18 protein-coding genes are annotated in these 24,355 nt (G+C 45.7%); 15 read left to right on the forward strand and 3 right to left on the reverse strand.

Annotated features, from left to right (window positions below; all coding sequences use genetic code 11):
* The 13 genes from V7R39_RS10415 to tldD all read left to right on the forward strand — a co-directional run bounded on the left by V7R39_RS10415 (position 1) and on the right by tldD (position 17,042).
* Complete coding sequence (locus V7R39_RS10415; RefSeq protein WP_334030563.1) at positions 1-459, forward strand: type II secretion system protein; 459 nt, start codon at positions 1-3, stop codon at positions 457-459.
* Positions 449-955: a prepilin-type N-terminal cleavage/methylation domain-containing protein gene (locus V7R39_RS10420; protein ID WP_334030564.1), complete on the forward strand. Its 507-nt coding sequence runs from the start codon at positions 449-451 to the stop codon at positions 953-955. Before V7R39_RS10415 ends, V7R39_RS10420 begins: the two co-directional genes overlap by 11 nt.
* Positions 955-1,692, forward strand: a complete 738-nt coding sequence (locus V7R39_RS10425; RefSeq protein ID WP_334030565.1) for a type II secretion system protein — start codon at positions 955-957, stop codon at positions 1,690-1,692. Before V7R39_RS10420 ends, V7R39_RS10425 begins: the two co-directional genes overlap by 1 nt.
* The gene (locus V7R39_RS10430; RefSeq protein ID WP_334030566.1) at positions 1,682-2,140 is read left to right on the forward strand and encodes an agglutinin biogenesis protein MshP; all 459 of its coding nucleotides are present in this window, start codon (positions 1,682-1,684) and stop codon (positions 2,138-2,140) included. The genes V7R39_RS10425 and V7R39_RS10430 overlap by 11 nt, the downstream gene beginning before the upstream one ends.
* A complete protein-coding gene (locus V7R39_RS10435) occupies positions 2,137-5,883 on the forward strand; it encodes an H-type lectin domain-containing protein (protein ID WP_334030568.1) in 3,747 nt (1,248 codons plus the stop codon). The genes V7R39_RS10430 and V7R39_RS10435 overlap by 4 nt, the downstream gene beginning before the upstream one ends.
* Positions 5,884-6,225: 342 nt before the next feature.
* Entirely contained in the window at positions 6,226-7,269 is a 1,044-nt protein-coding gene (locus V7R39_RS10440; RefSeq protein ID WP_032094811.1) for a rod shape-determining protein, read from the forward strand.
* A gap of 37 nt (positions 7,270-7,306) precedes the next feature.
* Positions 7,307-8,215, forward strand: coding sequence for a rod shape-determining protein MreC (gene mreC / locus V7R39_RS10445; protein ID WP_334030571.1), 909 nt, complete (start codon positions 7,307-7,309; stop codon positions 8,213-8,215).
* Positions 8,208-8,684 carry a rod shape-determining protein MreD gene (mreD, locus tag V7R39_RS10450; protein ID WP_334030573.1) on the forward strand — a complete coding sequence of 159 codons (477 nt, stop codon included), beginning with the start codon at positions 8,208-8,210 and terminating at the stop codon, positions 8,682-8,684. The genes mreC and mreD overlap by 8 nt, the downstream gene beginning before the upstream one ends.
* A 66-nt stretch (positions 8,685-8,750) precedes the next feature.
* The gene (locus tag V7R39_RS10455) at positions 8,751-9,341 is read left to right on the forward strand and encodes a Maf family protein (protein WP_334030575.1); all 591 of its coding nucleotides are present in this window, start codon (positions 8,751-8,753) and stop codon (positions 9,339-9,341) included.
* The gene (gene rng / locus V7R39_RS10460) at positions 9,338-10,804 is read left to right on the forward strand and encodes a ribonuclease G (RefSeq protein ID WP_032094815.1); all 1,467 of its coding nucleotides are present in this window, start codon (positions 9,338-9,340) and stop codon (positions 10,802-10,804) included. Before V7R39_RS10455 ends, rng begins: the two co-directional genes overlap by 4 nt.
* Before the next feature lie 26 nt (positions 10,805-10,830).
* Positions 10,831-14,796, forward strand: a complete 3,966-nt coding sequence (locus V7R39_RS10465) for a YhdP family protein (protein ID WP_334030577.1) — start codon at positions 10,831-10,833, stop codon at positions 14,794-14,796.
* Positions 14,789-15,607 carry a carbon-nitrogen hydrolase family protein gene (locus V7R39_RS10470; RefSeq protein WP_334030579.1) on the forward strand — a complete coding sequence of 273 codons (819 nt, stop codon included), beginning with the start codon at positions 14,789-14,791 and terminating at the stop codon, positions 15,605-15,607. Before V7R39_RS10465 ends, V7R39_RS10470 begins: the two co-directional genes overlap by 8 nt.
* Entirely contained in the window at positions 15,600-17,042 is a 1,443-nt protein-coding gene (tldD, locus tag V7R39_RS10475; RefSeq protein WP_334030580.1) for a metalloprotease TldD, read from the forward strand. Before V7R39_RS10470 ends, tldD begins: the two co-directional genes overlap by 8 nt.
* Before the next feature lie 223 nt (positions 17,043-17,265).
* Here the strand turns inward: tldD and yjgA are convergent, their stop codons facing one another.
* The gene (yjgA, locus tag V7R39_RS10480; protein WP_334030581.1) at positions 17,266-17,823 is read right to left on the reverse strand and encodes a ribosome biogenesis factor YjgA; all 558 of its coding nucleotides are present in this window, start codon (positions 17,821-17,823) and stop codon (positions 17,266-17,268) included.
* A gap of 72 nt (positions 17,824-17,895) precedes the next feature.
* On the opposite strand from yjgA, the gene pmbA reads away from it, so the two are divergent.
* Complete coding sequence (pmbA, locus tag V7R39_RS10485) at positions 17,896-19,227, forward strand: metalloprotease PmbA (protein WP_334030583.1); 1,332 nt, start codon at positions 17,896-17,898, stop codon at positions 19,225-19,227.
* Between the two features lie 13 nt (positions 19,228-19,240).
* Here the strand turns inward: pmbA and V7R39_RS10490 are convergent, their stop codons facing one another.
* Positions 19,241-20,098 (reverse strand): helix-turn-helix transcriptional regulator, encoded by an 858-nt coding sequence (locus V7R39_RS10490; RefSeq protein WP_334030585.1) that lies wholly within the window; start codon positions 20,096-20,098, stop codon positions 19,241-19,243.
* A 133-nt stretch (positions 20,099-20,231) separates the two neighbouring features.
* Here V7R39_RS10490 and V7R39_RS10495 point away from each other — a divergent pair, with 133 nt between their 5' ends.
* Complete coding sequence (locus V7R39_RS10495) at positions 20,232-23,414, forward strand: beta-galactosidase (RefSeq protein WP_334030587.1); 3,183 nt, start codon at positions 20,232-20,234, stop codon at positions 23,412-23,414.
* 139 nt (positions 23,415-23,553) lie between these two features.
* Here V7R39_RS10495 and arcA read toward each other — a convergent pair whose 3' ends face one another.
* Positions 23,554-24,261 carry a two-component system response regulator ArcA gene (gene arcA, locus V7R39_RS10500; RefSeq protein WP_032094823.1) on the reverse strand — a complete coding sequence of 236 codons (708 nt, stop codon included), beginning with the start codon at positions 24,259-24,261 and terminating at the stop codon, positions 23,554-23,556.
* Positions 24,262-24,355: the final 94 nt, after the last annotated feature.

A 24,355-nucleotide genomic window follows, 5' to 3' on the forward strand; every position in this document is an offset into this window, starting at 1 on the left:
GTGAAAAAATTAGGTTTTACACTTGTAGAACTTATCATAACCATAGTGGTTATTGGGGTGCTGGCAGCTACCGTCGCGCCCCGTTTTCTAGGTAGCGACAGCGAAGAGGCTACCGCCCTTCGAGATAGAACGTTGCAAGTAGTGCGCAATATTCAGCTGCGCGCCATGCAAGATGTCAACGACGCGAGCTGTGTCAAAATTACTCCATCTGCTATAGCGCCGCCCGCAGGGCATGACTGTATTAACCCTATTTCTACTGCGTTTAATAGCGATCAAGTTGTTAATACGCCCTCTGGCTTTTCATTTCAAACTGCGGATGAAAATGACGTGGCCTTTACGCAAATTCAATTCGATAGTATGGGAAGGCCCAGTAACATCGCGTGTAATAACCCGTGTAAAATTCAAGTAAGCAACGTGGCGGTATGTCTGCAGCAAGAGGGTGCGATATATGCGTGTTAGCTCTCCTTTGATAAGCCGCGGGTTTACCCTTCTTGAACTTATAATCGGTATTGTTGTGTTTTCAATAAGTCTTACCGTTGTCCTTTCCCTTATTGCGCCGCAGGCAGCACAAACTGCAGAGCCGTTGCGACAAGTCAAAGCAGCAAAGCTAGGTCAATCACTGTTAAATGATATTTTAAGTCGCTCATTTGACGAAAACAGTGACAGAAGCCCGCCATTTGAAACCTGTAACCAAAAAGCAAATTGTTCTACTACTCTAGGCCCTGAAGAAGTCAATGAGAGTGACTATGACGATGTAGATGATTACAACGGGTTTACAGTTAGTGACGTTGGGGGAATCTATGCTAATTACAGTGTGAGTGTAGTGGTTCAGTACGACAGCGACTTAAACGACGGCACGGTAAATGACGGTGATAGGTTTAAGCGCGTGGACATTGCGGTAACCGCGCCCGATGGTCAAACCTACGGCTTTAGTGCGTATAGGGGCAGCTATTAATGAGCGGGCCTTCTTCTCAAAAGGGGTTCACCCTTATCGAGCTAATCCTAGTGATAACTATCTTGGGAGTGATTAGCGTATCTATCGCTCAGGTTATTTCACTAAGTGCGCAAATATATGTCACCGGTGCCGAGCGAACTAGATTAGTCTCTGAGGCGAGATTTATCATTCTTCGTCTTGAAAAAGAGCTGCGAAATATAGTGCCTAACTCGGTTTCCTACGACCCAACGCTTGGCTGTTTAACCTACTACCCAATAAAGCAAAGTGGCACTTACGTGGATGATGCTTTCGACAACCCCATGCACGTGGTGGTGTTTAATAGCACTCTTGCTGTAAACGATAGGCTGGTGGTGTACCCAACGAATCCTCAAAGTGTTACTGATAATGGCCGTATTATTGATGCTATCAACAGTGCCGCCGACGCGCCTACAAGCGCAAATCAGTACGATGTAACTCTGAACGCTTCGGTCAATCAAACATCACCGGGTAAGCGCTTTTTTGTACCCGCAGCACAAGTTTCTGTGTGCAAAGCGACCACCGCTGGCACAGGAGCATTAGTAAGAACCCAAAACGGAACCAGCGGCCTTATTGCCACCAATGTGTCCCAATGGAGCGCGAATATTAGTACGGCAGGGTTACAGCAAAATGGCTTAATAGAACTACAGTTAACCCTTCAGGCACGCGGCGACGAGCCCCTTTCCATATTGCACGAGATTCACTTTCCCAATGTTCCCTAGCCGAAGCGTGTTGGCGCAGCGTCAACCATTACCCAAAAAGCAGCGTGGCTCTACGATTGTAGTCGCGCTGGTTATAAGTATCGTGCTTTTAGGGTTGGGTATTGCACTTTCCAATCAGATTTCATCTACCGTTCGCCAGCAGTCCATCGAATATTACGGTGCAAGAGCTTACCTAACGGCGCAAAGTGCGTTGGAGGTGGCTATATTCCGGGTTGTCAGCGGCGGCAATCCACAGTGCAGTGTGGTCACTACACCAGTGATATTTAGTACCACGAATATGCAAAACTGTTCGGTAAGCCTCTCTTGCGAGGTTGAGATTAATGTGGATGAGCCGGAAGTGAGCGGTGGTGCAATAAGGGTTTACTCTCTTGGCGCTCTTGCTGCTTGCAGTACTGGTCAACTCAATACGTCCCGTGAGCTGTTAGTAGAAATAAGGCAAGAAGAATGATGTATACCAAATTTCAATTGGCTTTGCGTTTGGCAGCCACGCTGACGGTTTTATTTTGCAGTAACGCTATCTCGGTGCCGCAAATTGAAGGGCGCTTTATTGAATTGCAAAATACCTACAATAAAGCAGAGTGGACAACGATCAGCTTTTCGCAAGTATACGATGAGCCGCCAGCGGTGTTTATGCTATCCACAAGCCAGGGGTCAAACCCTGCCATTGTTAAAATTCGCAATGTGACACGAACAGGGTTTGAGGCTTTGCCACTTGAGCCGTCTGGAGAAGACGGGCCGCATATCACAATGGGGGCGCACTATCTCGCCATTGCCTATGGCGTTCATGAATTTCCAGACGGCGATATTGTGGAAGTTGGCAAAATGCAGCTTGGGGCCGACACCATACAGGCGTCGGCTAATTCGCCGTGGTATGAAGAAGGAGGGTTAACAGGGGCAGATGAGTCTCGTTATGCACAAGTGCCATTAAAAACTGATTTTGGCGAGCAACCAGTGTTTTTTCACTCTATTCAAACACTTAATAATCAAATTGATGTTAATGGAAAAAAACCGCCCAATGAGCATTTGCTTCCGTTTCTTACAATTGCGGCAAAATACGACGCAGTGGGCAGCAATTTAACGCCCGCTGCGCCGCAAAACGAAATGGCTTACTTTGTTGCGCTAGAGGCATCAGAAACAGAGTTTGGTGAGGTTTCTAGAGATGAAACCGTAGCCTACATGGCAACAACGGCAGGTTACGATCGTAGTTTTTTTGATGATAACGGCGTTGAAGTTGTCTGGGAGGCTACGTTTGCAGATACACTGATTTCAGGATGGAGTGACGGTTGTTTCCGCAACGATTTTAGAAACTCATACCCTCAAACACCGCTGGTCGCTGCAAGTAAAATAAGCAGAGAAGGAACTGATGGCGGCTGGTTGAGAAGCTGCGGCGTCAACAGAAATCGGCTGGGCCTAAGAGTGGATGAAGATAGGAGCGAAGATAGCGAACGTAACCATACACCAGAAGAGGCAAGTATTCTGGCTATGACGTCTGAGTTCGTATTTAGCGGTAACTTACCAAGTTGTGATGTTGCGTTTCCTGGCGCCCTTGCCACATTCGGTGGTAGTGATATTTTTCTTTCTGCTCGTTCTCGAATTATCGATGAAAACGATGGGGCGCTAACCACATTTGATTTACGAACTGATGCTAACGGGCAGGGTAATAATTTACCGGATTGCGGTGTGAATGGCCGAAATTGCTTTGCTACTAACACCAACGCGTTAACCGATTCGCAGGCCAGAGCTATTCCAACCCTCGATATTCAAGACACTGGCCCTGAGATAGGTACCACATTAGCTGGCGACTACTTCTTTAAGCGGCAAAACGTGGTAATTGGGCCTAAAAGCTACCATGTTGTAGCGCCTACCCGAATCTATATTGCTGATACCGGTGGCACGACTTCAACATTGCTTACAATACGCAATGCATCAATCAATGTTGAAGAAGGCGCATATTTAGCGATATATGTTGACGGTGACGTTTTAATAGATAGTGCCAACCCCAATGCGCTCATCCTGGCCACCGGACAAGTAAGATTTACCAATATGTTAAGCAGTAACCTTGTCGGCCGATTTACCGCGGGTGCAGGGATTACGACTGATGACACGCTGCTGCTTACAGCAAATAATGTTCCTGCGTCTATTCCCGGAATTTGTGGGCGAGAAGTGATAGAGGTGCTTAACCATTACCGATTTGAAATGGCCGATAACAAGGGAAGCAGTTGTGCAGCAAAAAGCGTTACGCTAAAGGCATGTGCTGACGTTGACTGCAATCTTCTTTATTCCCAACCTTCCACAGTCGGCTTACTGCCAGCGTCGGGTAACAACTATACTTGGGCCCCCGCCAATAGCGTTTCATTTACTGGGCAGACAAGCCTCAACATCGAAAGCTTAAAAGGTAACGATCCGGTTTTAGCGACCTCTGGTGAAACACCATCCTCACAGCTGCGCTGTTTTATTGGCGGTAAAGAGGTGGCACTGGGAAGTTGTAAAATAAACTTTGAAAAAGACGGTATGGTCTTTAAAAATATCACCGATGGTAGCGATGTTATTGTTTCTCAAATTTCCGGTAAGCCATCAGATGTTGGGTTTAATAAGAAGACGTATGCACTTGAAGCCTGTGAAGCTTCCGATTTACTGCGAGACAATGAAATTGAAGTAGACATGAACTATAACTGCTCAAGTAGCGGCAACTGTTCAAATCAAATGCTTATTAGCAATAATAACAAAGACTATACACTCGGCCTCTCACCAACTGCCGTGCCGCTTTTATTTAATAGCGACTCACAAGCCATAATCACCGTGCAATACCCCGATGCTGGTGAGGTATCCCTGTCAGCAAGTATAACCGGTCGCTCAGGTGTGGCGGGCTCATCAAATCTATTTACGGTAAGGCCATTCGGCTTTGCTACTCGTATTTTAAATAACGCTAAAACAGGCCCAAATGCGAATGCATATGCGTTTTCTGCTAACGACTCTTTGCTCGCGTTAACCGGTGAAGAATTTGTGTTGGAGCTTCGAACTACCCAATGGGTAGAGGGTGAAGATACCAATGAAGATGGCATACCTGACGATTTTAGTGCCCTTGACAATAATATATCGGCTGATCATTTTTCTGGCTCGGTATCTTTGACACCAACCGCAATTCTGCCCGCAGCTGGCGATACTGGTAACTTAGCGTTATCAGCATCAAGTACAGGAGGTAGTGCTCAAGCAGTATTTATTGATGAGCCTGTTACAACCGTAGGACTCAACTATGATGAAGTTGGCACTATTGCGATTAATGCAAGGGCAGCGTACTTAACCAGTACTCTGGTTCAAGGGCAAATAGCGAATGTTGGTCGTTTTGCTCCAGCAAACTTCGCACTTTCAGGGAATGTGGATGCTGCCTGTGAAGTTGGCCAGAGTTTCACCTATTTTGATCAACCCATTTCAAACGTGTCTTACACGCTTTCAGCACTTAATCACAACGGGCAGCGCACAAATAATTATAGAGGGGGCTTTGATAAGCTACTAGGGCTAGAGATGGTCATTGAATCTGATGGTACGTTACTTAACCGTTTAGCTAATGTGGACACGATGAGTTGGCCGCAATCAGGTACTACTGGGGAAATTAACTTTACCGACACCGATATCATTTTTACGCGCCTTGGCAGCGCTCAGTTGGACGGGGCGTATACGAACACCTCTCTGGTACTGAACATTGAACGTGGGCAATTAGAAAATGCCTTGGTTAACGGCAGCACATGCTCAGGGAATTGTTTGGCAACTATTGATGCAGGCCTAGACTTTGCCTATGGAAGAGCCACATTGGTGAATAATTACGGCAGTGCTAACGAACCATTATTACTGCCATTCTCTACCCAATATTTTGATGGTCAAGATTGGCGTGTAAACGCGAATGATAGCTGCACAGTGTATAATCACACTGGGGTTAACGATGCATCGAACGAATTAGCTACTGAAAACTCAGGCACATTGGCGCAGGGGAGTTATGTATCTGGTGAAGGTATTCGACTTACTTCGCCTAATGGCGAGGGCGAATTCCCTGTTACTTTTGATGCCCAGCCGTGGTTGCTGTGGGATTGGAGTAACAACGGCGTGGCAGATGAGCCCCCTTCGGCCACGCTGACCTTCGGTGTGTACCGAGGTAATGACAATATAATTTATAAGCGCGAGAAAATAGGCAACTAGTGCACATGTTTATTCATGTCCTTATACACGCTTAGACAATTTCACCCTTTGATAAGGCAGTAGGTTGCTTATCTTTATACAGTAGTGAGTTTCCTACTACGGTTATGTGTTATTGTCGTGACAGTACTGCGCTGTAACAATGCTGCGTGACATATGGCAAACATATTGGTTTCGCATTGATTTGATAAAAAATGAAGATATTTTAACGGTAACCATCGGCATTGCTTGCCGAAAATTGCCCCCATTGTTAAAGTGTGCGAAATTACATTCGACTTCACGTTAAAGCGTCGCCATCTCATCCTTGCAAATACGCGTTAACATAAAAACAGGAATACACTCTTCATGTTTAAAAAGCTTCGAGGCATGTTCTCTAACGATCTGTCCATCGACCTCGGAACAGCTAATACGCTGATTTACGTTAAAGACCAAGGTATTGTTCTCAACGAACCCTCAGTAGTTGCTATTCGACAAGAACGTGCAGCAGGCCCTAAAAGTGTGGCTGCAGTAGGTGCAGAAGCAAAGCGTATGCTAGGTCGTACGCCGGGTAACATTCGTGCAATTCGTCCAATGAAAGACGGTGTTATCGCCGATTTCTACGTGACTGAAAAAATGCTTCAGCATTTCATTAAGCAGGTTCACGACAATAACTTTATGCGTCCAAGCCCACGGGTACTCGTTTGTGTACCTTGTGGTTCAACTCAAGTTGAACGTCGCGCAATCAAAGAATCGGCGCTAGGTGCCGGAGCGCGCGAAGTGTATCTCATTGATGAGCCGATGGCAGCAGCTATCGGTGCAGGTCTACCAGTGTCAGAAGCCCAAGGCTCAATGGTGGTTGATATCGGTGGTGGTACTACCGAGGTTGCGATTATCTCGCTTAACGGCGTGGTGTATTCGTCGTCTGTGCGCATTGGCGGTGATAAATTTGATGAAGCAATCATCAACTATGTTCGTCGTAATTTTGGTTCGCTTATAGGTGAAGCTACAGCAGAGCGCATTAAACACGAAATTGGCGCGGCTTACCCTGGTGAAGAAGTGCGTGAAATTGAAGTGCGTGGACGCAACTTGGCTGAAGGTGTGCCTCGCGGTTTCACGCTTAATTCAAATGAAATATTAGAGGCACTTCAAGAGCCGCTAACGGGTATTGTTTCTGCGGTCATGGTTGCATTAGAGCAATCTCCACCAGAGCTTGCATCAGATATTTCCGAGCGCGGCATGGTGTTAACAGGCGGTGGTGCACTGTTAAAAGATTTAGATCGATTGTTGATGGAAGAAACCGGTATTCCGGTGGTTATCGCTGACGATCCACTTACTTGTGTAGCGCGCGGCGGTGGTAAGGCATTCGATATGATTGACCTCCATGGTGGCGACTTGTTTAGTTACGAGTAAACAGGTAAGGCAACCTTGAGGTTGCCTTCTTTGTATCATGGATACTATATTTACTCGCGGTCCCTCATTAAACAACAGACTGACACTGGCACTTGTACTGTCGGTGCTGTTGATATTCGTCGACCATAAATTAGAAGGGTTTAAGTCTACCCGCGTATACTTAAATTCTCTTATGAGTCCCATTCAGTATTTAGCCAATCTTCCCGGCCTCATTTTAAGTGAGAGTGCTCAAAGACTAACGTCAAAAGAGCAGCTTCTTGCAGAAAACCAAACCATGTCTAACCAATTGCTGTTGATGAGCGAGAAGCTTCAGCAATTTGATGTAGTGGTTAAAGAAAACGAACAGCTCAGAGCCCTGCTACAAGCCCCCATGCGACAAGAGTCTCGCAAAATGGTGGCGGAGCTTATGGCGGTAGATAAGAACCCTTACAGTCAGCAGGTGGTCATTAACAAAGGCGCCATCGACGGGGTGTATCTATCTCAACCTGTCATAGACGACTCGGGTATTGTGGGACAAGTAATGGAGGTTGGGTCGACTAACAGCCGTGTTTTACTTGTCGCGGATGTTACCCATGCTATTCCGGTTCGTTCATTGCGAAACGATATTCGTTTTATCGCTACAGGTAGCGGCTCTCTTAATGAGCTATACGTCGAACACGTTCCTCATAGTGTTGATATTCAAGAGGGCGACCTTTTAATATCGTCTGGTTTAGGAAGCGTCTTTCCTGAAGGGTATCCTGTTGCCCGGGTGACACAAGTGGTGAGAGATGAAAGCCGCCCTTTTGCTCGTGTTATTGTTACGCCTACGGCAAGTCTTGACCGACTGCGTCATTTGCTGTTGCTATGGCATGAAGACGATGACAACGGTGAATCAAGTAATGAAATTGACGGCGAAAGTGAAATAGAGCCCGAAGACGACGTGGTAGAAGAGTCAGAAGATGCGTAAACGCAACGTTATTATTTGGGGCAGCATTATTATCGCCTTAGTGTTACAAATTGTGCCACTGCCCATTCAAGCCGATGTTTATCGCCCTGATTGGGTGTTAGTGGTTTTGGCATACTGGAGTATGGCGTTGCCTAATCGGGTAAATGTGGGGGTTGCGTTTATCACCGGTGTTGCAATGGATATTCTGGTGGGCACGACACTAGGCATTCATAGTCTTGGCCTTAGCTTGTCGATATACATTTTGGCGGCTAATTATCAACGCTTGAGAAACTATTCAGTGTGGCAGCAAGCGATTATTATCGGGCTACTGTCTTCGCTTTATCATTTGCTGACATTTTGGGTTCAACACCTTCTTACCGATATCTATTTCCAAGTTGATTATCTGTGGCCCGTTGCGGCATCTATGGTGCTGTGGCCCTGGGTGTTTTGGTTACTGCGCAAAACGCGAAGACAGTTTTCCATCATGTAATAATGCCGGTTGTGAACGGCAGACGTGATGTTATGCCGTATATATCTACATCAAAAGGTTTTGCCAATGCACTCTCACCTTATACTTGCTTCTGCATCGCCTCGGCGTACTGCACTGTTAAACCAAATGAATGTGGCTCACACCATCTGTCCTGCCGATATCGATGAAACACCCAAGCCGGGTGAGAAGCCAGATGACTTAGTTGCGCGCCTTGCTGGTGAAAAAGCCCAAGCCGTAATGAAAAAGCTCGAAAAGCAACAGGCTTTGCAAGACAACACTGTGGTGTTGGCAAGCGATACACTGATTGCCTTTAATGGTGAAAGCCTAGGCAAGCCAGTGGATAAAGCTGACGCTATTCGCATACTCAGCATGCTGTCGGGGCAAACGCACCAAGTACTAACCTCAATTAGTGCCCTTAGCCAGATAAAACACGTTACTCGCACAGTAGTGACAGCGGTTACATTCGCTACACTAACTAAACAGCAAATCATCGATTACTGGGAAACTGGCGAGCCAGCCGATAAAGCAGGCAGTTATGCTATACAGGGCATAGGTGGTGAATTCGTCGTTTCTATTAACGGCAGTTCAAGTTCTGTAGTAGGATTACCCTTGTACGAAACGCGTCAATTGCTCAACGAATTTGGAGTTGTGAAGTGAGTGCTGAGCTATTAATTAACGTTACACCGTCAGAGTCTCGAGTTGCCCTTATTGAAAACGGTATTTTGCAAGAAATACACGTAGAGCGGCACACTAAAAAAGGGCTGGTGGGGAATATCTACCGCGGAAAGGTCAGCCGTGTGTTACCCGGTATGCAAGCCGCATTCGTGGATATAGGGTTAGAAAAAGCGGCATTTCTTCATGCTTCCGATATCGTTATTCATAACGAGATTGCTGAGGAAGTATCGGCAAGCCACATTCAAAAACAAGATATTCGAGAGTTGGTACGCGATGGACAAGACATCGTTGTGCAGGTGGTTAAAGACCCTATTGGCACTAAAGGCGCTCGTTTAACCACAGATATCACTATACCTAGTCGTTACCTTGTGTTTATGCCCTCTGTGACTCATGTGGGCGTGTCGCAGCGCATTGAAGAAGAAGTAGAGCGTGAGCGCTTAAAAACCTTGGTACAAGAGTTCTGCGATGAAAACGGCGGCTTCATTCTTCGTACGGCTGCTGAAGGCGTAGGAAAAAGTGAATTGCAGCAAGACGCCGCCTTTTTGCGTCGATTGTGGGACAAAATTCAATCTCGCATGAAAAAACGTAAATCGAATGTGTTGTATGAAGATTTGCCGCTAGCGCGAAGAGTACTTCGAGATTTTGTCGGCACCGAGCTAGATAGAATTCGTATTGATTCCAAATTGTCGTTTCAAGAGCTGTTTCAGTTTACCAAAGAATATGTACCTGAAATGAATGGGAAGCTGGAATATTACACTGGCGACAGACCAATTTTTGATTTGTATGATGTTGAAAATGAAGCGCAGCGTGCGCTAGAGCGCCGTGTAGATTTAAAATCGGGTGGCTACTTAATCATTGATCAAACTGAAGCAATGACCACTATCGACATTAATACGGGGGCCTTTGTTGGTCACCGCAATCTAGAAGAAACCATATTTAACACCAATACTGAAGCTACTCAGGCTATCGCTCGTCAACTGCGTTTGCGCAACCTAGGTGGCATGATCCTCATCGACTTCATCGATATGATTGAACCTGATCACAAACGACGGGTCTTACATTCATTAGAGGTAGCGACAAACAAGGATAGGGCCAAAATCAATATTCACGGGTTTACCGCGCTAGGGTTGATTGAAATGACCCGCAAGCGAACTCGTGAAAGTATTGAGCATATTTTGTGTGGTGAGTGCCCAGTGTGCAAAGGGCGTGGCACCGTGAAAACAATTGAGACAATTTGCTTTGAAATTATGCGTGAAATTGTGCGCGTAAACAGAGCCTATGATGCTGACAAATTCGTTGTTTATGCGTCTCCCAAAGTTGCTGAAGCACTGATGGGAGAAGAGTCTCATATGTTGGCTGAGTTAGAAGTGTTTGTAACGAAACAGATTAAAGTGCAAACCGAAACACTGTACAACCAGGATAAGTACGACGTCGTTATGATGTAACGCTTTAACGTTAAGAAAGGCATAGTGTGACAAAATTTTCGTCGGCAGCTTCTTATTTATTGAAGAAGTTTTGGTTGCTGCTCGCCGTATTACTTGTTCTTTTTGCTCTGTTATTAAGTGCTGCAAGGTATGCTTTGCCTCACATCGAGCACAACAAGTATTTGCTAGAAGATTATATCAACGAGCAATACGGAGTAAACTTATCCATTGATACTGTCCATGCGGTCTGGGAGCGCAGTGGTCCTAGTATTGTGCTTAATTCAGTCTCGTTAGCAAAAGACGACGCTTCTCCTGTAGAACTCAATATTCGACAAATTTATGTAGAGCTGGATTTCTGGCAGTCTCTTCGTCAACAGCTTATTTCTTCTCCTCGGTTTGAGTTGCGTGGTTTACGTCTCGACATTGATGCCGACCGCGTTTCTGGTGGTAGCAAAAATAAGTTTCCAGTCATCAACGCGCTAGAGCGTCTTTTTTTAGAGCAACTGCAAAGCTTCTCGCTAGAAGAGGGCAAAATATCGTTAACGCGAAATGGCGATACCAATAGCTTTGATATCGACAGCCTGTCTTGGAACAATTTTGAAGCGCGCCACCAAGGGCTGGGACGCATAAAAGTTGATGGGGTTTCCGCAAATTCAGCGTCATTTGTTATCGATATTAATGGCAACAAAGATGAGTTTGACGGCGTGTTTTACGCTAGAGCAGAAGACCTGGATATCTCACCATGGGTAAGTGATTTAATTAAAACTAAACGCCCTTTGGCGCAAAGCAGAGCGAACTTAGAGGTATGGGCAAACTTTTCTGAAACCGCGATTGGCTCAGTGCAAGCTGAACTCAATAACAGTTTGTTCCAATGGGGAAATGAAACGGTTAAAACCGTAACAGGTATAACTGGAGGAAGCTTACAAGCGCTGCCTTCAAAAGATGGTTGGAATGTTCGCGTTGACGAATTAAAACTTAACTCAAGTAGTGCAACGTTAACAACGGACGTAATCGGCCATGTATCCAATAATGGTAACGCAGTGTTCAACACCGTTAAGCCCGTTGAAATAAACCCTTTTTTATTATTGCTACCGCTGTTTCTAGATGACACCAATGAAGAAGAAATACGGGCACTCGACCCCAAAGGTGAGTTAGCCACGCTACAAGTGCAATGGCAAAATGGAGCCCCTGCTTTAGCTGCAAAAGTGTTAGATTTAACGTGGACAAAGACAGCCTCTATCCCAGGGCTCTCGTCACTAGATGCTGACTTTTTTTGGTATAAACACAATGGGGCAGTATTTTTAGAGTCAAGTGACAGTAAGCTCACTAGCCAGGGCATTATCAAAAGAGATATAAACGTCAATAAAATCGCCGCAGACATTTACGTATATCCCCTTTATGAGACTTCAGATGATGAAGATGCAATCGCCGCAGCGACATCAACGGTAATATCATCATCAAACAAAAAACGCGCAGCATCGTCTCGTCAATGGGCACTAAAGGGCGAGAATATTATTGTAGATACCGACAGCGTAGCGCTTACGTCGGCATTTAGCCTCAATACATCTACCAGCAACATGTCGTTGTTCGCTGATATCGACCCCCTGTCTTTAGGTACCGTGAGCGAGCTGTTTCCATCGCCAGTAATGAGCGACAATTTAGATAACTATTTAACACGAGCGTTTACTGGCAAAGGTAGTATCGATAAAGCGCGCATTTTGTGGTTTGGAAAAACGCAAGATTTTCCTTTTACCGAAGGACAAGGCGTATTCCAAGCGTACGTGGATATTAAAGACAGTGACTTCTTGTTTTCATCGAAATGGCCCGCGTTAAACGAACTCGACCTTTCCTTACGCTTTGTGAATGACGGTCTCTTTATGTCCACTTCTTCTGCCAAGCTTGCCGATGTGCAAATTGGCGATATGACGGCGAGCATTCCAAAGTTTAAACCCGGTTCAATTCTAACAATTGATGCCAAGGGCGAGGGCACAGGTGAAGGGCTTACCCAACTTATGATGGCCTCGTCTATTAAAGATTCGCTGGGCAAAGTATTAAACCAAGATGTTCAGGTTTCGGGGCCGCTTTCTGCCGATATTCATTTGCATATTCCGCTTAATGGCGAACAGGTAAGAGCAACAGGTAACGCGGCTTTACTAGAGAACACCGTATATATTCCTACAACCAAAATGCGCTTTAACAAGGCCAGCGGGGACATTGCATTTGATAATGGCAATATTAGCGCAACAGGTTTGTCGGCCCAGTTTTTGAATCAAGCTGTGACCATCGACCTTAGTGGCGTTCAAGAGAAAGACTATTCATTAAATGTTCAATTAGCGGGCCGGTGGCATGTTCACCCTCTTGCCAATTATGTGAACACTGAACTTACTGACTACATTGACGGTGAAACTCAGTGGCAAACATCGGTAGATTTAACCTTGGCCAAAGACAGTTTTTCTTACGCCGCTGAATTAACCGCTGACTTAACCGCGACACAAAGTATATTGCCTGCGCCTTTTGAAACTCCGGCGGGTACAAGTTTGCCTTTGTATATTAAAAGCTCAGGAGATCGCCAAGCTTCAAATGTAACAGCAACGCTTGGTGACGATATTCGATTCACTGGCACATTACCTCATCAAGAGATGCAGTTTTCCCGTGCTCACCTAGCGCTAGGAGAAAGTGATATTGCGAATATTGGGACTGGGTTTAGTATTGCGGCGAACTTGGAAAGTGCTAACGTTGCAGAGTGGTTTACCACGGTGTCTATGCTGACATCAGGGGGACAAAAAAACAGAAATGACAAAAGTAATAGCAAAAGCAACGGTAAAGGCAATATTTTCGGCACTCCCTCAAGGATATTTGCCAAAACTGCAGAGCTGACTTTCGCCGGTCATACCATTAAAAATGTGCAGATGAACGCGCAAGAACGAAATGAGGATTGGCTGCTCGATATTGGTTCTGCTGCTGCAAGAGGCACCGTTCGCGTGAATGGAGATTTAGCGCAGCAAGGTATTGAGATAAACGCTGATTACCTCAATTTACCTAAGCCCGGTGATAGTGTGCAGCAAACAAAGAGCGATCCTTTTGAGCTCGATCCACGCTCGCTTCCGCCGATGTACTTCTACTGTGAAAGCTGTGTATTTCATGGTATTGATTTAGGTAAAATCACGGTTGATATAGCAAAAACGAATAACGGACTGCATGCACGTCAGCTAATGATACGTTCTCCAGAAACTGACGTTACCGCTACGGGCTTTTGGCATTACGTGAACGGTGCTATTGAAACGAGTATTGAAGGAAGTCTTACATCGCCTGATGTGGGGCAAATGTTGAAAGAGTTCGAAATAGAGTCGGGCATTAAAGACTCTGAAGCCGACGTAGCATTTAATTTTAGCTGGCAAAATTCGCCCATGGACTTTCAACTTGGAAAACTGCAGGGTGACGTAGAATGGTCACTCTCTGACGGCTATTTAACTGAATTAAGCGACCAAGGCTCCCGTATTTTCACGCTCTTTAGTTTAAATTCATTGGTTAGAAAATTGAGTTTAGATTTTAGGGATGTATTTGCGAAAGGGTTCTTTTACGATGATATGGGCGGTACGCTGAATATTGTTGATGGTAGAGCTTATACCGATGACACGTTAATTGACGGCGGCGCAGGGGAAATTGAAATTACCGGCCTAACTGACCTCGGTACCGGCGGGCTCAACTACAATGTGTCATTTGCGCCAAACGTCACCGGAAACCTGCCGTTCTTAGTGTATTTTTTGGCAACGCCGCCTACCGCCTTGGCTGCGATTGCTATCGATCAAGTGCTTACATCAGCAAAAGTCATTTCAAATGTGAATTACCGCGTAACGGGCACTATTAGCGAGCCTAAGTTTGATGAGGTAGACCGCAACAGCAAAGATATAAGTTTGCCTGCGCAAAATGTGCCTATCGAAAAAGACCCGTTAGACAGACCGCTAACAGAAGACGATGTACGCCGAATCAAAATGGAGGTGATTGATGGTTAATCTAGTTGCACTGCAAATGACATCTACGCCAGATGTAGATGAAAACCTGGCTGCGGTGTCTAAAGCCATGTCAGAGTCGGACATTGCGCCAAACAGCCTCGTAGTGCTGCCAGAATGCTTTGCGTGTTTTGGCGGTAAAGACAAAGGTCAGTTGTCCATCGCTGAAGCAAAAGGGCAGGGGCCAATACAAGCGCACCTGTCAGCGCTAGCCATACGCTATCAATGCTACATAGTGTCTGGCACATTTCCGGTCAAAACAGCCAATCCAGACCAGTTCTCTGCCGCATGTATGTTGTTTGGGCCTGACGGAGCACTGCTCGCTGATTATCGTAAAATACATATGTTTGATGTATCGGTAAACGATGCCACAGGCAGCTACAAAGAATCGCGCTTTACAGAAGCGGGGAGCGAGGTAGTGACGGTAAACACACCAATTGGCAACATCGGCCTTGCGGTATGTTATGATATTCGCTTTCCAGGTTTATTTACTGCAATGGCGGATATCGACGTATTGGTATTGCCAGCGGCATTTACGCAAAAAACCGGTGAAGCCCACTGGCACGCCTTATTAAAAGCGCGAGCAATTGAAAAACAGTGTTTTGTCATCGCCGCAGGCCAGGTGGGAGTCCACGCCAATGGGCGTGAAACCTATGGCCACAGCATAGTGTTATCTCCGTGGGGAGAAACAGTAGCAGAGCGTGCTGCAGGTAAGGGCGTGTTAAAAGCCAGTGTAGATATTGCAGAACGAGAAACTATTAAACAAAATATGCCAGTTGCCGAACATAACCGATTCAGGAGTCACTTTGTCTAAATCTGTAGAGCGTCATTTATTATCAGACTCAGGGCTTGATATTACCAAGCTTGAGAGTGCATTAGCGGCAATACATCGCCATGACACTGACTACGCCGATTTGTATTTCCAGTCTAGCCAGCATGAAAGCTGGGTGTTAGAAGACGGTATTATCAAAGAAGGCAGTTACAATATTGAGCGCGGTGTTGGTGTGCGTGCAATAAGTGGTGAAAAAACCGGTTTCGCGTATTCTGATGAAATCAGTGAAGACGCGTTAATGAAAGCGTGCAAAGCGGCACGTGGTATTGCCCCTAGCGGCGGTACTCAGCAAGTGTCAGCATTAGGTGAAAAGCCTCTTAACGCGCGATACAGCGAGAATAACCCCATTCTTGCTATGCAAGATGCCGAGAAAATATCGTTACTTAGGTCGGTAGATGCCTACATCCGCCAGCAAGAGCCATCGGTTAATCAGGTGGTGGTTAGTATCAGCGGTGTATATGAAGAAATACTAGTGGCCGGAAGTGACGGCACACTGGCTACCGATATTCGCCCGTTAGTCCGTCTTAATTGCTCTGTATTGCTTGAAAATGGCGATCGTCGTGAGCGTGGCTCTTCTGGTGCGGGTGGTCGTTACGCCTATGCTTTTTTCCAATCTGATGAAAATGGCAAGCCGCTTTACGAAAACTTAGCTGATGAAGCACTTCATATGGCCCGGATAAATATGCAGGCAGTGGCAGCGCCAGCAGGTGCTATGCCGGTAGTGCTCGGAAATGGCTGGCCAGGTGTACTGCTTCACGAAGCTGTGGGGCACGGTTTAGAAGGTGACTTTAACCGCAAAGGTGCGTCAACATTTAGCGGTCGCATTGGCGAGCGTGTGGCAGCGAAAGGCGTAACGGTTGTTGATGATGGCACGTTAAGCGATCGTCGAGGTTCACTGTCGGTAGATGATGAAGGCACGGCAACACAGCATAACGTACTTATTGAAGACGGCATTTTAAAAGGCTACATGCAAGACAAGCACAATGCTAAGTTAATGGGTGTTGCGCCTACTGGCAATGGTCGCAGAGAGTCTTATGCACACTTGCCCATGCCGCGAATGACAAACACTTACATGCTAGAAGGCCAGCACGATCCACAGGAGATTATTGCTTCTATCGAAAGAGGCATTTACGCTCCTAATTTTGCCGGTGGTCAGGTAGACATAACGTCGGGTAAATTTGTATTCTCAAGTGCCGAAGCTTACCTCATTGAGAATGGCAAGATTACCGCGCCTGTGAAAGGGGCAACCCTTATCGGCAATGGCCCAGAGGTTATGCAAAAAATCTCAATGATAGGTAACGATGTCGCCTTAGATAAAGGCATTGGTGTGTGTGGTAAAGACGGACAAAGCGTGCCAGTGGGCGTTGGGCAACCTACGCTTAAAATTGATGAACTTACGGTAGGTGGTACGGCGTAGTTTTTGCTGATAAGCATTGTGCGAGATACTTCAAAGCAAGAGCCATCAAAGCAATAGCCATCAAAGCAAGACACGTTAAAGTAAGACATACCAAAACAAGACGCATACTTAGGCTAGAAACAGCATAAGTGATGACCTGCACAAAACACAGATACAAAAAAGGCTGATAACGAAAGTTATCAGCCTTTTTTATCACTGCTAGTGTCTAACTGCGTTAGACATATCAGCTGTCTTGGACAGTGTCCTTAATATATTGAAAAAGCTCTCTAAATGCTTTTGGTGGCCCATTCTTCTCTCTTTCTTTTTTCACCTGGCGACTGAATTGACGCAGCTTTTGTCTATCAAACGCGGGATAGTCTTCAATTAAGCGTTGAATGGCTGGATCGCCTTCTTCAATAACCGACTCTCTCGCTTTTTCAAGCTGATGAAAAGCCGCATTGCTTGCCTGATGCTGATGGGCTATTTTTGACAGCGCCTCTTCAATATCATGTGTGTCGCGCTGACGAAGCAATTTACCAATAAACTGCAATTGTCTGCGATAGCCATCTTTTTTCTTATTCACAATACGCGCTATGGCCACGGCATCTGCTAACTCTTCATCCATTGGGATAGTTGCCACATGGGCATCGGTTAACCCTACAATGGTTTCGCCAAGCTTTTGATGCTCCTTTGCCTGACGCTTTAATTCCGTTTTACTAACGAAATCTTCGTCTTCAGACGTGGTTGCTTTGGCGCCTTCTAGATAAGGATCTTGTGGAGAATTCTGTTTCTGATCACTCATTTCAAACTCATTAGTGTTACACTTTAGCCAAATTGTAACTATCACAGTCGAATATAGACAGCGAAACTTACTATGCAAATTGAGCAACAGCTATCAGAAATTCAGAATGTCGTTGATGATGTACTGAAAATGGCCTTATCAAAAGGCGCAACACAAGCCGAAGCAAGCATGTCTAAGGTGCAGGGTATTGCAGTATCTTCACGCATGCAAGAAGTTGAAAACGTTGAGTTTACCAACGACGGCGGACTAGGCATTAGCGTTTACGTAGGTAAGCGCAAAGGCAGTGCATCCACTGCCGATTTAAGTAAAGCTGCGCTTACATTAGCCGTTGAAAAAGCGGTGGATATTGCGCGCTATACCAGTGAAGATCCTTGCACCGGCCTTGCCGATGCAGAGCTTATCGCTACTGAATTCCCAGATTTAGACTTATATCACCCGCAAGAGCTTGATACAGAGAAAGCCATAAAGACCACCATTGAAACTGAAGCGGCGGCAATGAATTACGACCCTCGCATTACAAATTCAGATGGTGCGTCGTATAACGCTAACTTAGGTATGCGTGTTTACGGTAATACTCATGGCATCAATGCGGGCTATCCCAGCAGTCGTTACAGCTTAAGCTGTATGGTAATTGGCTCTCAAGATAACGATATGCAGCGTGATTACGCCTACACCGTTGACCGCCAGGCGCCGTTGCTTAAATCTGCAGCGTTTGTCGGCCAAGAGGCCGCCAAGGCTACTGTAGACCGTTTAGGTGCTCGCAAAATCAACACGGCTAACGTGCCTGTACTGTTTCATAAAGACCTCGCTTCAAGCTTGTTTGGTCATTATGTTGGCGCCATCAGTGGGGGCAGTTTGTATAGACGCTCGTCATTTTTGCTCGACAGTTTAGACAAGCAGGTATTTCCTGAGTGGATGAATATTGAAGAGAAGCCGCTTATTAAGGCAGGACTTGCCAGCTCAAGCTTTGATAACGAAGGGGTATCGTGCAGCGATATGACCATCGTTGATGGCGGTCGCTTAGCCACGTATCTTTATACAACCTACTCGGCGCGCAAACTCAATACCGTGTCTAATGGTCATGCTGGCGGCATACACAACTGGATTGTTGGTGATACGGGACACAGTGACGCCGACTTGCTAAAAGAAATGGGCACTGGACTATTTGTCACTGAGCTTATGGGGCAAGGCGTAAACATTGTTACCGGCGATTATTCACGCGGTGCAGCAGGTTTTTGGGTAGAAAATGGCATTATCCAATACCCAGTTCACGAAATTACCATTGCAGGCGATTTACGTGATATGTTCAAAAATATCGTGGCCATTGGTAAAGACAAAGACGTGCGCGGCAGTGTTCAAACCGGCTCAGTGCTGGTTAGTCAAATGAAGATTGCTGGCAACTAGTGTTCGCCTAACTTTATTGTCCAATTTTCGCCTCGCGAAATTCGCGAGGCGGTTTTCCTACCGATTTTTTAAACCGCTTAGAAAATGTAAACACATTTGCATAGCCCACGTAATGGGCAATATATGAAATAGGCCACTGTGTTTTTAACAGCAGGTTTCGCGCCCGCTGCATGCGCAAATAAATGACCTGCTGCATAGGGCTTCTCTTAAAGTACTTAAGACACAAGCGATGCAAATGAGGCGCAGAATAATGGGCTTTTTTACTTAAGCTCTGTACGCTCCACTGAAACTGTAGTTGATTCTCAACCGCCGCAAATAAAGACTGAAGCCTAACTGCATGTCTATCATTACTCTCATCTTTACTATTTTCTTGGTCGTTTTGGCTTATCACCTGCCGCAGATGGCGCCCTATAATGTGTATGGCAGCTTCACGGTTTCTGTTATCGTGCTCTAAATACAATAACTCCATAGCGTGATGTAAGGCCGCTAAATTAATATTGCTGATAACCCTTGGATGTTGTTTCGAAAGCCCGTTCCATTGCTCTGTATCTGATAGGTTTAGCCAAATAATATCCCACTTATCACTAGCAATGCTCACCTCGAAGCTTTGATAGGCGGGTAGCGTGATAAGCTGACCACTCGATAAGCTGAACGAGCCGTGTGGTGTACGAAAGCATCCTTCCCCTGATAGTGAGTAAAACAGCGTATGGTTTGGCGGCATCACTCTGCCAACAACGTATTCACCTGATAAGTTTGAACATCCTGCTAGCTCAATATCTAACGCCATTATTTCTGGCGACGTACTACTATCAATAAAGCGCTCGAAGCACTGCTGGCCTATATTAATAATATCCGTAAAAGGTGACTGCATTTATGTTGTTCTGCTTTTGGTAAGGGCGTGTTGATAGTTTTGGATAAAAGTACGAGAGGTTTAAGCATAAAGTAATCGATGCATTTTAGCTATATTGTGATGTATCAAATGCGTTTTCACACAGGAGCCATGCATGGCTGACATTGAACAAGTTGTTTCACAGAAAGATTGGCAGAATCCCCTCGTATATCAACGTAATCGAATCAATGCCCATGCGCCACACAATGGTTTTGTTAGTGAAGACGATGCAGTTCAAAATCGCAATGCCAGTAAGGTTAGCCTCAACGGCAAATGGATGTTTAGGTTATACCCGTCACCGGAGGCTGTCAGCGATGAGGTAATCGCGCAAGCACTAACGGAGAATGAGGCCAAACAGTGGCAGCCCATCACTGTGCCTTCAAATTGGCAAATGGAAGGCTTCGACAAACCCATTTACTGCAATGTGAAATACCCTTTTGATGTGAATCCCCCTGCGGTGCCAGCAGATAACCCCACAGGATGTTATCGCACAACATTCACCGTAACTGAAAGCAGTCTTTTAAAACGCAATCACATTGTTTTTGAAGGCGTAAATAGTGCATTTCATTTATGGTGTAACGGCAGTTATGTGGGCTACTCACAAGATAGTCGTTTACCTGCTGAGTTTGATTTATCTGCGTTGCTCATAGTGGGCGAAAACCGTTTATCCGTGATGGTGATCAGATGGTCAGACGGTAGCTATTTAGAAGATCAGGATATGTGGTGGCTAAGCGGTATCTTTCGAGATGTAAACTTAGTGACAAAGCCTCTGCATCACATTCAAGATGTGTTTGTGACGCCGACGCTAGATGCATGTTACCGCGACGGTGCACTGTCTGTTCGCACGGCAATTAATGCCCCAGCAAACTATCAGGTTGGCATTCAGTTATTTGACAAAGCACATGCCGTTACCGAACGAGCTGTTGCAACAACTAATAACAAGCGCGTCGATGAAAAAGGGGGGTGGGATGATGTGGTGTTCCAGAGCTTAGAGGTAAAAGAGCCCAAGCACTGGACCGCGGAAACGCCTTACTTATATCGAATTGTGGTGTCGCTAATTGATGAAGCTGGGCAGGTGGTAGACACAGAGGCCTATCAGGTTGGCTTTCGCACTGTACAAATGAAGGCCGGACAGCTGTGCGTAAATGGTAAGCCTTTGCTTATCCGAGGGGTAAACAGACACGAGCATCATGAGACAAAAGGTCATGCCATAAGCGAAAGCGATATGATTGAAGATATTTTGCTACTTAAGCAAAATAACTTTAATGCCGTTCGTACGGCGCACTATCCTAATCATCCGCGATGGTATGAACTGTGTGACGAATATGGTCTGTATGTTGTTGACGAGGCTAATATTGAAACCCACGGCATGTTTCCTATGGGTCGCCTATCAAGAGATCCATTGTGGACAGGGGCGTACATGGCCCGCTTCACTCAAATGGTAGAGCGCGACAAAAACCATCCTTCTATCATTATTTGGTCGTTGGGCAACGAGTGTGGTCACGGTCCAACGCATGATGCCATGTACGGTTGGGCAAAATCCTTTGACCCATCAAGGCCTGTGCAATACGAAGGCGGAGGGGCCGATACCACGGCTACCGATATTGTGGCGCCAATGTATTCTCGAGTAGATACCGATGTAGTAGATGATGCAGTGCCAAAGTGGGCGATTAAAAAATGGCTATCTATGCCAAACGAGACAAGGCCGGTGATATTGTGTGAGTACGCGCATGCAATGGGAAATAGCTTGGGAAGCTTTGACGAGTATTGGAAAGCATTTAAAGCCTATCCTCGTTTACAAGGGGGCTTCATTTGGGATTGGGTTGACCAAGGCCTAACGAAGCATACCGAAAGCGGAGTGCCTTATTGGGCTTATGGCGGCGATTTTGGCGATACCTACAACGACAGGCAGTTTTGTATCAATGGCCTCTTATTTCCTGATAGAACGCCTCATCCGGCGTTGTTTGAAGCAAAATACTGTCAGCAACACCTTAGTTTTGAATTATCAGACAAAGCCGATAGCGAAGGGACGGTGTATGCGCTTTCTATTTCTAGCGATTATGTATTTAGAACAACGGACAATGAATTATTGCAATGGAGGGTATTAGAAGACGGTGAATGTATTGCTCAAGGTGAGCAGCGTCTATCTATAAAGCCTCAGCAAACCGATACCATTGAGATTACGACTAACGTCACGCACAAGCCTGGTGCGAAATACCACTTAAATGTAGACGTTGTTACCGCAAAGGATTGCCAGTGGGCTAAGGCCGGTCACGTGCTCGATACCGAACAGCTATCCATCAAAAACACGGCGGGTATCACACCGTTTACATTGACGCCCCTGCAAGAAAGTTGCAGCGCAGCCTCGGGGGTGGAGCTAACAACAAACGATAGTTTGTTAACCATTACCATTGGAAGTCATGATGTTTGCTTTAATAGTGAAAGCGGTCTGCTGACCTCTTGGTTAGTTAACGGTAGCGAAACAATGAGCGCACCACTAGAAGATAACTTTTTCCGAGCGCCTCTTGATAATGATATTGGTGTGAGTGAAGTGGATAACCCTGATCCTAATGCTTGGGAATCGCGATGGCGACGGGCTGGTATTGGGAAGTGGATACGCAAGTGTACTGGGGTAGAAGTGCAACAGAGCACTCATGACGTTCGTGTAATATCGTTATTTGAGTATAGTTACGACGGTGTTACCACCGCTGCAACAAAGTGGATATACACCCTGAATTCTGATGCTTCGTTATCTATTGATATTGACGTTGTCTTATCCGATAACCTGCCACCTCTTCCCCGTATTGGTGTGCAGTTTGCCGTACCAAGACAGTCTTTTGTTGAGGATAATAACGATAGCAACGGTGAAGGCAGTGCTTGCGAAAATGAATTCGAACAGTCCGAAGCGGTGACATGGAAAGGTCTGGGGCCATTTGAAAACTATCCAGACAGGCAAGCCGCAGCAAGATTTGCGCTTCATCAACTCACGATTAAAGACATGCACACCGATTATATTTTTCCAACTGACAATGGCTTGCGAAGCCAGTGCTCTATGTTAAACATTGGCAATACAACGGTTTCTGGAGACTTCTATTTCTCAGTAAGTGAATACGGCCAGCCGCAGTTAGACGCTGCAAAGCATACTTGTGACCTTAGCCCACGAGACTGTATTTTTGTGTATATCGACCATGCACATATGGGGGTCGGCGGGGATGATTCTTGGAGCCCGAGTACGCATAAAGAGTTTCTGCTTGAGAAGAAGCGGTATTCATATTCACTCACGGTTACTGCCAATTAATAAAGGCAATAAGTGACTGAGCCCTCCGAACGCTAAGAAGAGTCTAAATAGTAAAAAAGCCGCTACATAGTAGCGGCTTTCTCGTTAATCAGATTGGTAACAACGTACGTTTCTAATTGCTTTATAAGTGCAGAGGCGATTAGCCATCTACCTGACCACAAAATCGATAACCTTCGCCGTGGATAGTCACAATCAGTTCTTCTTCAGAAGGGTGTGATTCGAAGTGCTTACGGATACGTCTAATAGTCACATCTACGGTACGGTCATTAGGGCGCAATTCGCGACCTGTCATTTCCATAATAAGCTGCTCGCGGGTAAGGATTTTTCCAGGGTTGCTTAAAAATAAATGCAACGCACGGAACTCACTGCGAGGTAAACGGAACTCTTTGCCGGTAGGTGAGATAAGCGAGCGGCTGTCGCCATCTAATATCCAACCGTTGAAGTTAACGCGACTTGGTAAGTCATCATCTTCAGAAGAGTTTGTTGTTCTAGACAACAAATTACGCGCTCTTATGGTTAGCTCTCTTGGGTTAAATGGCTTAGTAAGATAATCATCTGCACCAATTTCCAAACCTAGAATACGATCTACGTCGTTGTCGCGACCTGTTAGGAAGATTAATCCAACATTTTTACGGTCGCGCACTTCGCGCGCTAAGATAAGGCCATTCTTACCCGGTAGGTTGATATCCATAATGACCAAATTGATTGCGTGATTCTCGAAGAAATCGTGCATCTGGTTGCCGTTTTCAGCTTCAAATACATTGTACCCTTCCGCTTCAAATAAACTTTTTAGCGTGGTACGGGTTACCACTTCATCTTCAACAATTAACACATTTGGCGTTTGCATGGTGTTCTACACTCTTTCAAAAATACGGTTTAAGCAACTAACTGGTTAAAGTTTAATATTCATACACTTATTTGCAAGTAACTTATGAAAATCG

Origin of the sequence: Alteromonas sp. P256 (genome assembly GCF_036864455.1) — a bacterium.
Classification (GTDB): Bacteria; Pseudomonadota; Gammaproteobacteria; order Enterobacterales; family Alteromonadaceae; genus Alteromonas.